Origin of the sequence: Edaphosphingomonas fennica (genome assembly GCF_003034225.1) — a bacterium.
In the GTDB taxonomy this organism is placed as follows: domain Bacteria; phylum Pseudomonadota; class Alphaproteobacteria; order Sphingomonadales; family Sphingomonadaceae; genus Sphingomonas_E; species Sphingomonas_E fennica.
Genome location: NZ_PHHF01000081.1, coordinates 84,100 through 96,198, shown reverse-complemented (window position 1 = coordinate 96,198; position 12,099 = coordinate 84,100). Strand labels below are relative to the sequence as shown.

The 12,099-nt window shown below is 67.6% G+C and carries 10 protein-coding genes and 1 tRNA gene; 4 read left to right on the top strand and 7 right to left on the bottom strand.

Going from position 1 to position 12,099, the window contains the following annotated elements; all coding sequences use genetic code 11:
* Positions 1–537 precede the first annotated feature (537 nt).
* On the bottom strand, positions 538–1,050 hold the full coding sequence (locus CV103_RS20685) for an Lrp/AsnC family transcriptional regulator (protein WP_015458041.1): 513 nt from the start codon (positions 1,048–1,050) through the stop codon (positions 538–540).
* 137 nt (positions 1,051–1,187) lie between these two features.
* On the opposite strand from CV103_RS20685, the gene CV103_RS20680 reads away from it, so the two are divergent.
* A complete protein-coding gene (locus CV103_RS20680; protein WP_015458040.1) occupies positions 1,188–2,909 on the top strand; it encodes a sensor histidine kinase in 1,722 nt (573 codons plus the stop codon).
* Between the two features lie 76 nt (positions 2,910–2,985).
* Positions 2,986–3,061 (top strand) — tRNA-Ile (locus CV103_RS20675).
* Between the two features lie 19 nt (positions 3,062–3,080).
* Here the strand turns inward: CV103_RS20675 and CV103_RS20670 are convergent.
* The 5 genes from CV103_RS20670 to CV103_RS20650 form a co-directional block, all read right to left on the bottom strand.
* Entirely contained in the window at positions 3,081–3,572 is a 492-nt protein-coding gene (locus CV103_RS20670) for a tyrosine-type recombinase/integrase (RefSeq protein ID WP_281258520.1), read from the bottom strand.
* Between the two features lie 231 nt (positions 3,573–3,803).
* On the bottom strand, positions 3,804–3,998 hold the full coding sequence (locus tag CV103_RS20665; RefSeq protein WP_015458038.1) for a helix-turn-helix transcriptional regulator: 195 nt from the start codon (positions 3,996–3,998) through the stop codon (positions 3,804–3,806).
* 229 nt (positions 3,999–4,227) lie between these two features.
* On the bottom strand, positions 4,228–5,085 hold the full coding sequence (locus CV103_RS20660; RefSeq protein ID WP_107396040.1) for an SMP-30/gluconolactonase/LRE family protein: 858 nt from the start codon (positions 5,083–5,085) through the stop codon (positions 4,228–4,230).
* Positions 5,086–5,111: 26 nt separating this feature from the next.
* Entirely contained in the window at positions 5,112–6,908 is a 1,797-nt protein-coding gene (locus CV103_RS20655) for an IlvD/Edd family dehydratase (protein WP_107396039.1), read from the bottom strand.
* A gap of 11 nt (positions 6,909–6,919) precedes the next feature.
* Positions 6,920–8,023: an aldose epimerase family protein gene (locus CV103_RS20650; protein WP_425443923.1), complete on the bottom strand. Its 1,104-nt coding sequence runs from the start codon at positions 8,021–8,023 to the stop codon at positions 6,920–6,922.
* A 175-nt stretch (positions 8,024–8,198) separates the two neighbouring features.
* On the opposite strand from CV103_RS20650, the gene CV103_RS20645 reads away from it, so the two are divergent.
* Complete coding sequence (locus tag CV103_RS20645; RefSeq protein WP_015458034.1) at positions 8,199–9,509, top strand: sugar MFS transporter; 1,311 nt, start codon at positions 8,199–8,201, stop codon at positions 9,507–9,509.
* A 94-nt stretch (positions 9,510–9,603) separates the two neighbouring features.
* Here CV103_RS20645 and CV103_RS20640 read toward each other — a convergent pair whose 3' ends face one another.
* On the bottom strand, positions 9,604–10,365 hold the full coding sequence (locus CV103_RS20640) for a FadR/GntR family transcriptional regulator (RefSeq protein ID WP_015458033.1): 762 nt from the start codon (positions 10,363–10,365) through the stop codon (positions 9,604–9,606).
* A 107-nt stretch (positions 10,366–10,472) separates the two neighbouring features.
* Between CV103_RS20640 and CV103_RS20635 the strand changes: the two genes are divergently transcribed.
* Positions 10,473–12,041, top strand: a complete 1,569-nt coding sequence (locus tag CV103_RS20635) for an aldehyde dehydrogenase (NADP(+)) (protein WP_015458032.1) — start codon at positions 10,473–10,475, stop codon at positions 12,039–12,041.
* The last annotated feature ends 58 nt before the right edge of the window (positions 12,042–12,099 follow it).

Here is a 12,099-nt window from a genome sequence, read left to right as displayed (position 1 = left end):
CCTACGATCAGACCAGACAACCGATCCTACCGGCCATCATAGTCGCCGCTCAACCGGCCATCGTAGTTGTCGCCGCGCACCGGGGTGACGATGGAATTTCCGTGCAAGGCTATGCCTGCTTTGCCGGCGTGTCCGGGCCAGCAGGAATTCAGTGAGAAGCGCGGAAAAAACGATTGTCAGAAATCCGGGCGCGGCGCTGTCAGGGAAATCGTCATTCCGCTGACCCACCAAAACCCGTCATTCCCGCGAAGGCGGGAATCCATTGTGTCGGAAGCTATCGGCCCAATCGAGGACGGCTGTTTCCACGGTAAGGCTATTCTGGGTTTTTAACTGACGCTTGCGCAAATCTGCGTTTGTTCAGAAGAAGAAGGCCCTCACCCAACCCTCTCCCGCGAAGGCGGGAGAGGGCTCAAGGCCGATGCCGGCAAGGGCCGGGTTTCCCGAGAGAGCTTCCGGCCATAGCCCGCGTCAACGATCATTCGGCGGTTTACCCAACGGCGATCGATGCCGGTCGCCCGGAAATCGCGCCAGCCGTCGTCACTCGGGGTCGACAGGCACCCCCGGCGCGTCCTTGGATGTGCGGATCGTCAGCGACGTCTTCACGCTCGCCACGTTGGGGGCGGGGGTCAGTTGCGATGTCAGGAAGGATTGGAAGGCCTGCAGGTCGTGCGCGACGATCTTCAGGATGAAGTCGATCTCGCCATTCAGCATGTGGCATTCGCGCACCTCGGGCAGCTTGGCCATATGCTCCTCGAAGGCACGCAGATCGTCCTCGGCCTGGCTCTTCAGGCTCACCAGCGCGAACACCATGATGCCATAGCCCAGCGCCGGGGCGTTCAGCCGGGCATGATAGCTCTCGATCACGCCGGCCTGTTCCAGCGCGCGCACGCGGCGCAGGCAGGGCGGGGCGGTCAGCCCGGCCTGGCGGGCAAGGTCGACATTGGTGATACGGCCCTCTTCCTGCAGCGCCGACAGGATGGTGCGGTCGATGGAATCGAGCGGAAACCGCGCAGTCACAGCATATCCTTCCAGATGATGTGTCGCGAACATAAGAATATTTCGCGGCCGTGCAATTGTCCCACTATGCGACGACGCATAAAATCGTCTTTCCCGGATGCGCGCGGGGCGGTAACGGGGGAGATCGCAACAAGGGGCCAGCCCGGCCTGTTCAGGGAAGGCGATCAGGGGTGCGCTTCGACGACAAGCTCGCGACGGTATTGGCGCGGCCGGTGGCCGATGCCGGCGCGCGCACGGCCGCGTGGCGGCAGATCGTCGATATCCTCGCGCAGGATCGCGACGCCACGATCGATCCCGATCTCCGCCGCGCCGCCATCGCCTTGCTCCGCCGCATCCGCGCCGATGTGCCGCAGGCGGTGCGGGCCGAAAGCGTGGCCGCCATCGCCAGCCGCCGGGTCAGCCCCGTCCTGCTTGCCTTCATCGCGGAGGAGCCGGCGGCCGTATGCGCGGGGCTGCTCTCCACGGCGGAGCTTGGCGAGGAGGAATGGCTGGGCCTGCTTCCCGCCCTTTCGCCGCTGGCGCGCGGCCTGCTCCGCCATCGCCGCGATCTCACCCACGGCGTCCGCATCGCGCTCGACAGCTTCGGCCCCGCCGATTTCGCGCTGGGCGCGGATCGGGCCGCCCAGCCGGCGCCCGCATCGCCCGCGATGGAGGTGATGCTGGCCGAGGATGCCGCGCTGGCCGGCCCGGCGCCGTTCGCGCAAATCCCCGCCGCCGCCATCGCCCCGCCGCCCGCCGACGCCCCGGATGGGGATACCCAGATCCGCGATCTCCTCGATCGCATCGCCGCCTATCGCGACCGGGCCGAGGTAACGCCGCCCGCCACGCCCGCGGCCGGCGAACGGATCGAGGATTTCCGCTTCGAAACCGGCCCCGACGGCATGATCCGCTGGGTGGAGGGGGCCGATCGCGGCCCGCTGGTCGGCATCGTCATCGCGGTCGCCGCCGAACAATATGGCCATGGCGTCGATGGCCATGCCGCCGGCGCCTTCCGCCGCCGCGCCTCGTTCCGCGACGCGCGGCTCAGCGTGCCGGGCGAGGGGCCGGTATCGGGCGAATGGCGGATTTCGGCCGTGCCCTTCTTCGATCATCATGACGGCCGCTTCACCGGCTATCGCGGCACCGCGCGCCGCCCCCGCGCGGACGAGATCGCGGCCCAGCCCGCCTTCGCCGCCGGCCTCTACGGCTCCGGCCTGGCGCCCGATGCGCTGCGCCAGCTCGTCCACGAACTGCGCACGCCGCTCAACGCCATCGTCGGCTTCGCCGAGATGATCGAGCGGCAGATGCTCGGCCCGGCGGGCACGGATTACCGCGATCGCGCCGGCGACATCCTCGATCAGGGGCGCCGCCTGCTGGCGGCCGTGGACGATCTCGACATGGCCGCCCGGCTGGAATCGCGCCGCGTGCAGAATGCCGCCAGCGCGGTGGATGCCGCGATGCTGATCGAACGGCTGCACGACGATTATGAGGCGGTGGCCCGTCCGCGCGGCGTGACGCTCGCCTTCCGCATCGCCCAGTCGCTGCCGGCGGTGGATGCCGATCCGGTCACGGTGGAACGCATGTTCGCGCGGCTGCTCGCGGCCACGATCGGCCTGGCCGAACGCGGCGAGACGATCTTCGCCACCCTGCGCTGCGAAGGCGGCCAGCTTCGCCTCTCGGTCTCGCGCCCGCGCCTGCTGGACGGGCGGGACGAACATGCCCTGCTCGATCCCGGCTACAGCCCCGACGGCGATTGGCCGGATGCGCCGGTGCTGGGCCTCGGCTTCGCGCTCCGCCTGATCCGCAACCTCGCCGTCTCGGCGCGCGGCGGCCTCGATATCCGCGCCGACAGCTTCGACCTGCGCCTGCCGGTGCGGGAAGGGGAGCGCCGCTCGGGCCAGGGGCAGGGCTGAACGAGAGGCCGGCGGCACGGCGCCGAACGCGCTTGCCAGCCGCTATCCGCCTCCGCTATCCGGGCACCGTTGGTCGGGGCCTGTAGCTCAATGGTTAGAGCTGGCCGCTCATAACGGCTAGGTTGCGGGTTCGAGTCCTGCCGGGCCCACCAACGCCCCTATATTTTCTTTTCATTGTAAATGGTTATCGCTATTTTTGGCTAACCCGGAGATTGGGTTCGCTATTTCCCATTCGATCAATGCGGCCATCGCCTTGTCGGCGCGCAGCTTCTGATTGGCTGCCTCCGCATAATGGGAAACCTCTGGGTCGGTGACGTGGCCGGTGATAGACTTGATGAGTTGATTGCTCAGGCCAAGCTCCACCATCTGCCTCGTCGCGGCCTTACGCAGGCCATGTGCGGAACAGTGCTTCAGGCCCGCCTTGTCGCATCGATCGCGGAAGCAGTTTCCAAAACCGTTGGCAGTGAACGGCCGCCCATATTGGGTGACAAGAAATTCAAGATGGTCGGCCGGCACGGCGGTGATGGCCTGGGCCAGCCTGGGGTGGATCGGTATCCATAACTCGGCGCGCGTCTTGAGTTGCACGACCTTGATGCGCCCACCGCCGACATGCTGCCGCCCCATTCGCACCATGTCCGATCGCCGCTGACTGGTGTAGAGCAATCACCACCGGTTGGCGTAGCAGTCGTCGCACCGTGCCAACTTGTCGCGCGTCCTTAATCGTTCTTCGCGGCAGTCCGGGCAGCTCAGGTTGCGTATAAAGTTACGAAGCCGATGCACTATACTGATTTTCGAAGCCATGGATACTCCCCGGCCGCGTTCTATTCAGCAGAGGGTCGTTAGGCGCAAGATGTCGGACGATGAAAAAGCGGACAGTGAATGCTGGCGGACGCTTCACGCTCGACCATGTTCGACATGGTCGGGATGGGCGGCGATCCAGCGGGCCGCCAGCGCCGTGCGCCGCGCGATCGGTTCCTGATCGCGCTCCATCAGCCCGATCGTTTCCCGACTCATGCCGATCGCCTCGGCAAACTCGGCCTGGGACATTCCTGCCGTCTTTCGCAGGGCCTTCAGTTCGGCACCTTGCATGTGGATACCCCGCTTATAGCCGAAGCGCAGTTCGCGTTAGAAAAGGCAAAAACCGATTCACCAAAATCGGCATATTCTCCATCGGCGTTGATTATAGACAAGTTATCAGTCTCATTGGCTATTGATACCCGGCCGTTCCCCATTTTGGGCTGGAAAGCTTGGACGATCGCGATGATCGGCTATCGGGGCCTGCCCGGATCGGCGCCGGATCGCGGCCGCCGTCGTCGATTCAGCCGGGGAAGATGCCGGTGGGCAGGCCGCGTGTGCCGCAGTCGATCTCGTAGAGCGCGCCGTCATGCTCGGTCGGGGCGAGGCCGGTCGCGGCCGTCGTCACGAACATGCGGTCGAGGCCGGCGCCGGCGAAGGTGATGTTGGTGACCTGGCGTGCCGGCAGCGTCACCGTGCGCACCTGTTCGCCGTCGGGCGAGAAGCGGCTGATCCGTCCGCCGCCCCAGTGGGCGACCCAGATATGCCCGTCCGCATCGACGGTCATGCCGTCCGGATAGCCGTCCGCCTCGGCGAAACGGACGAAGGGCCGGCGATCGGCGATCGCGCCGTCCGCATCCAGGGCGAAGCGGTAGATGACGCGCCGCGCCGTATCCGAATGATAGAGCCAGCGGCCGCAATGCGAGAAAGCGGGGCCGTTGGGCACGCGATAGCCTTCGTCCATCCGTGTCCAGCGGCGATCGGGATCGAGGCGGTAGAGCGATCCCGTATCCTGCGCCTCGGCCATGTCCATCGTGCCGCACCAGATGCGGCCCTGGGCATCGGCCTTGCCGTCGTTCATCCGGTTGCCGGGCAGATGCGGCTCCGGATCGGCGATCGGGCGGATAGCGACGGGATCGAGGTCGATCTCGGCGAAGCCGCTCCGGAAACCGCCGATGAAGCCGCCGCCGGCGCGCTCCACCACCCAGCCCAGCGGCTCGGGCATCGGCCAGCGGCGGATCTCGCTTGTATCCAGCGCCAGCCGGTTGAGCGTAGGCGCGAGGATATCCACCCAATAGACGGCATTGTCCCGCGCCGACCACAAGGTGCCTTCGCCCAGTTCGTCGCGCACGTCGCGCCCGATGATCGTCCATTCCGCCATGGCGGCTCCGCCCCTTGCGCGTCGGCTCAGTGATTGTCGCGCGGCAGGCCCCGGGTCTGGGCGATGCGCTGATATTTCTCCGCCCCTTCCAGGATCGCGCCGGTATCCATCTGGCCGACGATCTTGCGCTGTATCTCCTGCCACGGCGTCTGCGAGGCGGGATAGGCATAGCCGCCCGCCGCTTCCAGCGCCTTGCGGCGATCGGCCAGCTCCGCGTCGGATATCAGCACGTCCACCCGGCCCCTGCGCAGGTCGAGGCGCACCCTGTCCCCCGTCCTGAGCAGGGCCAGGCCGCCATTGGCCGCGGCCTCCGGGCTGGCGTTGAGGATGGAGGGGCTGCCGCTGGTGCCGGATTGCCGGCCGTCGCCGATGCACGGCAGCGCGCTGACGCCTTCGGTGATGAGGTAGGCGGGCGGGCGCATGTTCACCACCTCCGCCGCGCCCGGATAGCCGATCGGCCCCGCGCCGCGCATGAACAGCAGCGTCTGCGGCGTGATGCCGAGCGACGGATCGTCGATGCGGTGGTGATAGTCCTCTGGCCCGTCGAACACGACCGCCGGCCCTTCGAACGCATCGGGATCGTCCGGGTTGGAGAGGTAGCGGTCGCGGAATTCGGGGCTGATCACGCTCGTCTTCATGATCGCGGCGTCGAACAGGTTGCCGGTGAGCACGAGGAAGCCGGCTTCCTCCTTCAGCGGCTGATGGAAGGGGCGGATGACGCGTTCGTCCTCGATCGTCGCGTCGCGGCAATTATCGCCAATCGTCCGGCCGTTCACCGTCATCGCGGCTTCGCGGATCAGCCCCTGGCCCATCAACTGGGCGACCACCGCCGGCACGCCGCCCGCGCGATAATAATCCTCGCCCAGATATTCGCCGGCGGGCTGGAGGTTGACGAGCAGCGGCACCTTGTGCCCTTCCGTCTCCCAATCCTTCAGCGGCAGGTCCACGCCCATATGGCGGGCGATCGCGGCGAGGTGGATCGGCGCGTTGGTCGATCCGCCGATCGCGGAATTGACGACGATGGCGTTGTGGAAGGCATCCAGGGTCAGGATGTCGGAGGGCTTCAGGTCCTCGGCCACCATTTCGACGATGCGCTTGCCGGTCAGATACGCCACTTCCTGTCGGTCGCGATAGGGCGCCGGGATGGCCGCCGATCCGGGCAGCATCATGCCCAGCGCCTCGGCCAGGCTGTTCATCGTCGTCGCGGTGCCCATGGTGTTGCAATAGCCGGTCGATGGCGCGGACGAGGCGACGAGCTTGATGAAGCCGGCATTGTCGATCTGGCCGGCGGCCAGCATCTGCCGCGCCTTCCACACGATCGTGCCCGAACCCGTCCGTTCGCCCTTGTGCCAGCCGTTCAGCATCGGGCCGACCGAAAGCGCGATGGCGGGGATGTTCACCGTCGCCGCCGCCATCAGGCAGGCGGGCGTCGTCTTGTCGCAACCGGTGGTCAGCACCACGCCATCGATCGGATAGCCGTAGATCGCCTCGACCAGGCCCAGATAGGCGAGGTTGCGATCGAGCCCCGCCGTCGGCCGCTTGCCGGTTTCCTGGATCGGGTGGACCGGGAATTCCAGGGCGATGCCGCCCGCTTCGCGAATGCCCTCGCGGATGCGTTCGGCCAGCACCAGATGATGGCGGTTGCAGGGGGAAAGATCGCTGCCCGTCTGGGCGATGCCGATGATCGGCTTGCCCGAGCGCAATTCCTCCAGGCTGAGGCCGAAGTTCAGATACCGCTCCAGATAGAGGGCGGTCATGTCGATATTGTCGGGGTTGTCGAACCAGGCGCGCGAACGGAGCTTGGGCGGTGCGGTGTCGGTCATCGTTTATCCGTTCAACGGGTCGTGGACAGGCGGTAGATCATCACGTGCCGGTAAGGCTTGCCGGGATCGACGCGCGCGGAGATGAAGCCCGGCTGGTTCGGGGCATCGGGGAATTTCTGCGGCTCGAGCGCGATGCCGTCGCCCATGCGGTAGAGATGCCCCTGCTTGCCGACGAACGTGCCGTCGAGGAAATTGCCGGTGTAGAACTGCACGCCCGGCTCGGTGCTGAGCACTTCGAGCACGCGGCCCGAGGATGGGTCCTCCAGCCTGGCGACCAGCTCCGGCGATCGGGTGAGGCCCTTGTCGAGCGCGAAATTATGGTCGTAGCCCTGACCGAAGCGGATCTGTTCGTCGCGCCCGTCGCGAATGCCGTCCGCGATGCGGCGGGGCGCGCGGAAATCGAACACGGTGCCTTCCACCGGCCGCAGCTCGCCCGTGGGGATGAGGCTGGCGTTGACCGGCGTATAGGCCTTCGCCGGGATGGTCAGCAGGTGGCCGGTGGCGCCTTCGGGCGATCCCTCGCCCGCGAGGTTGAAGATCGCGTGGTTCGTCATGTTGACGATGGTGGGCTTGTCCGTCTTCGCCTCGAACGCGATGGTGAGCGCGCCGGCCTCGTCGAGCGAATAGGTGACGGTGGCGTCGAGCTTGCCGGGATAGCCGGCGTCGCCGTCCGGGCTGGTATGCGCGAGCACCAGCGTGGCGACCGGCCCGCTCTTGGCCGAGACGACCTTCCAGGCGACCTTGTCGAAGCCCTTGCCGCCGCCGTGGAGCGAGTTGGTCTTGTCGTTGAGGGGCAATTGGTAGGACTTGCCGTCGAGCGCGAAGCGGCCGCCGGCGATGCGGTTGGCATAGCGGCCCACCGTCACGCCGAAATAATTGGGATGGTCCACATAGGAGGCGAGATCGTCATAGCCGAGCACCACGTCCGCCGGCTTGCCGGCGCGATCGGGGCCCACCAGCGATTGCAGGGTGGCGCCGTAGGTGAGGACGGTGGCGGCGACGCCGTGGCCGTTCTTCAGCGTGATCGCCTCGATCGCGGTCCCGTCGCCGAGCGTGCCGGCCGGCGCGCGGCTGATTTCGGCCGCGGTCGCCGCCGCCGTGCCCGTCGCCAGCATCGCCGCCAGGCAACCCAACGCCGTCCCCGCCTTGCCCCGCCTTTGCATTCTCGTCCTCCCGGATTATGCGCGCCCATTGACGCATGCTTGCGGCACATATAGTCCGACAAAATAAACAAGCGCAACCCGTGACGGCGATGAACGCAGGCGGGGATCAACTTTGGAGAAGGGTGGCATGGCCGCACCGATAATCACCACCGCAACACCGGCCGGAGAGCCGGGACAGGAGGGCGCAAGCTACGGCCCGGCGCTCACCTTGCTGGCCAGCCTCTTCTTCATGTGGGGCTTCATCACGGTCATCAACAATACGCTGTTGCCGCATCTGCGCAGCGTGTTCGACCTCAGTTATACCCAGACAACAATCATCGAATCCGTCTGGTTCATCGCCTATTTCGTCGCCTCGATCCCGGCGGCGAAGCTGATCGAGCGGATCGGCTACAAGAAGTCGCTGGTCGTCGGCCTCTGCATCATGGCGGCCGGCGCTCTCGGCATGATCCCGGCGGCGCGCATCCCCTCCTATGGCGTCACGCTCGTCGCGCTCTTCGTGATCGCGTGCGGCATCACGCTGCTGCAGGTCGCGGCCAACCCCTATGTCGCCGTGGTCGGCAAGCCGGAAACCGCGTCATCGCGCCTCAACCTGGTGCAGGCGTTCAATTCCTTCGGCACCACGCTGGCGCCGCTGTTCGGCGGCTATCTGATCCTGGGCCGTTCGGCATCGGGCACGGCGGAGGGCGGGGCATCGGTGCTCACCCAGGCGGAACGGCTGGCGGACGCCCAGTCGGTCCAGCTTCCCTATCTGATCGTGGCGGTCGTGCTCGTCATCCTCGCCATCGTCATCGCCCGTTTCCCGCTGCCCGCCATGGGCAGCGCCACCCGGCGCGCCGCCAAGGAGGAGCGCCGGCAGCATTCGCTATGGCGGCATCGCAACCTCGTGCTCGGCGTGCCGGCGATCTTCATCTATCTGATTGCCGAAATTGGTGTTTCCAACCTGTTCATCAATTTCGTGTCGCAGCCGCAGATCGGCAATCTCACCCATGAGCAGGCGTCGCATTACCTGTTCCTGCTGTGGGGCGGGATGATGGTGGGCCGCTTCATCGGCAGCTTCGCGATGCGCAACGTCGCGCCGGAACGCGCGCTGGCCGTCGCCAGCATCGGCGCCTTCGTCGTGATCCTGACGGCGGCGTCCACCACCGGCCATGTCGCGATGTGGGCGCTGATCTCGGTGGGGCTGTTCCATTCGATCATGTTCCCGACCATCTTCACGCTGGGCATTCGCGGCCTCGGCCCGCTGACCGAGGAGGGATCGGGCCTGCTGGTGATGGCGATCGCCGGCGGCGCGCTGGTGGTCGTGCAGGGCTGGCTGGCGGACAATTACGGCCTGCAGACCTCGTTCCTGCTGACCGCCGCCTGCGAGCTTTACGTCCTCTTCTACGCGCTATGGGGTTCGCGCCCCACCCACGCGCTGCCCGATCAGCAGATCGGCTGAATTCCCGCCGCCGGCCCGCCAGCCGGCCGAGGGAAAAGGCCCCGTTTCCCTGGTGGAGGCGGGGCCTTCTTGATTTCGGGGCGGGCGGGGAAGATCAGTCCTGCATGGAGCTGCGCGTATCCTCCAGCGCCAGATCGACCAGCGCGCGCATCGCATCGCTGGCCGCATCGGCATCGCCGGCGGCGATCGCGTCATAGACGCGGACGTGATCGGGAATCGGGTTGCGGGGGAGGGCGCGGGCGCGCTGCTTGAACTGGGTGGTCCAGTTCACCGCCGCGCCGATGCTGGCGGCGAGCGCCATCAGCGCGTCATTATGCGTGGCGCGCAGGATGGCGTTGTGGAAATCGCGGTCGGCGGCGCGCCCGGCCTCGGTGGCGACGGTGTGCCGCCGCATGGCCGCAAGCGCCTCCTTCATCACCTTGATGTCGGATTTGTCGCGACGTTCGGCCGCCAGCCGCGCCGCCGCGGGCTCGACGATCGAACGCAGCTCGAACAGGTTGCGGATGAACTCGACGTCCGGCTCCCCGGCGAAGGCCCAGGCCAGCACGTCCGGGTCGAGGAGGTTCCAGCGGTTGCGGGGCAGCACGCGCGTGCCCGCCTTGGGGCGGCTTTCGACCAGGCCCTTGGCGGTCAGCACCTGCACCGCCTCGCGATAGGCGCTGCGGGAGATTTCCAGCTCCTCGGCAAAGGCCACCTCGCCCGACAGCGTATCGCCGGGCGCATATTTGCCGGACAGGATCGCCGTGCCCAGCTTGTGCGCCACGGCGCCATGCAGCCGCCGGCCGGGGCCGCGCGTGCTGGCCGCCGGTTTCGCCTCGTCCGCGCCCTTGTCATTCCCCACTTTGGCGTTCCCCATGAATTGCCCCTCCGGCCCGACAATTAACAGCGGCATGCCGATGACGAAACGGCAAACATTGCCATCGCCGTTTCGCTGTAATATGTCGGAGTAATAAGGAGACGCAAATGACCGGTGCAGCCATCTCGTCCGACCGCGCGGAAAGCGGCGGATTCCGTTCCGTTGCCGCTGAGACGGGGCAACCCGAAGGGGAGGCTTTTCCGGTCCATGGCCCCGCCGACGTGGCGGCCGCCTGCGCCGCCGCCGAAGCCGCCTTCGATATCTATCGCGCGACGGGCCGGGAAGAGCGCGCCGCCTTCCTCGAACGAATCGCCGACGAGATCATGGGCATCGGCGACGATCTGATCGTCGCCGCGATGCGCGAAAGCGGCCTGCCGCGCGCCCGGCTGGAGGGCGAGCGCGGCCGCACCACCGGCCAGCTCCGCCTGTTCGCCAATGTCGTGCGCGCGGGCGCGTGGCTCGGCCTGCGCATCGATCCGGCCCTGCCCGATCGCCAGCCGCTGCCGCGCCCGGATATCCGCCTGCGCATGATCCCGCTGGGGCCGGTGGCCGTGTTCGGCGCGTCCAACTTCCCGCTCGCTTTCTCCACGGCGGGCGGCGATACCGCCTCGGCGCTGGCCGCCGGCTGCCCGGTGGTGGTGAAGGGGCATCCCGCCCATCCCGAGACCGGCGCGCTCGTCGCTGCCGCCATCGCCCGCGCCGTCGCGGCCTCCGGCTTGCCGGAAGGCGTGTTCTCGCACCTCGTCGGCCCCGGCAATGATCTGGGCGCGGCGCTGGTGCAGGATCCGCGCATCGCCGCCGTGGGCTTCACCGGATCGCGCGGCGGCGGCCTGGCGCTGATGAAGCTGGCGCAGGCGCGGCCGGTGCCGATCCCGGTCTATGCGGAAATGTCCAGCATCAACCCCGTCCTGCTGCTGCCCGAGGCGCTGAAGGCGCGCGGGCAGGCGCTGGGCCAGGCCTTTGTCGGCTCGCTGACCATGGGCGCGGGGCAATTCTGCACCAATCCCGGCCTGATTCTGGCGATCGAGGGCGAGGGGCTGGATGCCTTCGTCGCCGCCGCCACGGAAGGGGTGGGCGGCGCGGATGCGCAGGTGATGCTGACGACCGGCATCCACGACGCCTTCGAAAAGGGCACGGCGGCACTTGCCGGCAACGGCAGCGTGGAGACGCTGGCGCGGGGCAGGGAAGGCAATGGCTGCACGCGCGGCCAGGCCGCCTTGTTCCAGACGACGGCATCCGCCTTCCTGGCGGACAAGGCGCTGGGCCACGAGGTGTTCGGCGCGTCCTCGATCATCGTCCGCTGCCGCGACGAGGCGGAGCTTCGCACGGTGCTCGCGGGCCTGGAAGGGCAGCTTACCGCCACGCTCCACATGGATGCGGCGGACGAGGCGATCGCGTCCCGCCTGCTGCCGCTGCTGGAACGCAAGGTCGGCCGCATCCTCGCCAATGGCTGGCCCACGGGCGTCGAGGTCTGCCATGCGATGGTCCATGGCGGGCCGTTCCCGGCGACGTCGGATGCGCGCACCACCTCGGTCGGCAGCCTGGCGATCGATCGCTTCCTGCGGCCGGTGTCCTACCAGAATCTGGCGCAGGCGCTGCTGCCGGCCGAGCTTGGCGACGCGGCGGCGGGCGATGGCGTGCCGCGCCTCGTCGATGGCGTGCTCACCACCGGCTGACCGGATCGGCGGGCGGGCGCCTTCCGCGCGCCTGCCCGCATCGCAGATGTGACGGCGT

Excerpts from the sequence above, each read along its gene's own strand:
- CV103_RS20685 (WP_015458041.1), bottom strand. The coding sequence starts at position 1,050 with ATGTTCGCGACACATCATCTGGAAGGATATGCTGTGACTGCGCGGTTT.
- CV103_RS20665 (WP_015458038.1), bottom strand. The coding sequence starts at position 3,998 with ATGCAAGGTGCCGAACTGAAGGCCCTGCGAAAGACGGCAGGAATGTCC.
- CV103_RS20660 (WP_107396040.1), bottom strand. The coding sequence starts at position 5,085 with ATGGCGGAATGGACGATCATCGGGCGCGACGTGCGCGACGAACTGGGC.
- CV103_RS20655 (WP_107396039.1), bottom strand. The coding sequence starts at position 6,908 with ATGACCGACACCGCACCGCCCAAGCTCCGTTCGCGCGCCTGGTTCGAC.
- CV103_RS20650 (WP_425443923.1), bottom strand. The coding sequence starts at position 8,023 with ATGCTGGCGACGGGCACGGCGGCGGCGACCGCGGCCGAAATCAGCCGC.
- CV103_RS20645 (WP_015458034.1), top strand. The coding sequence starts at position 8,199 with ATGGCCGCACCGATAATCACCACCGCAACACCGGCCGGAGAGCCGGGA.
- CV103_RS20640 (WP_015458033.1), bottom strand. The coding sequence starts at position 10,365 with ATGGGGAACGCCAAAGTGGGGAATGACAAGGGCGCGGACGAGGCGAAA.
- CV103_RS20635 (WP_015458032.1), top strand. The coding sequence starts at position 10,473 with ATGACCGGTGCAGCCATCTCGTCCGACCGCGCGGAAAGCGGCGGATTC.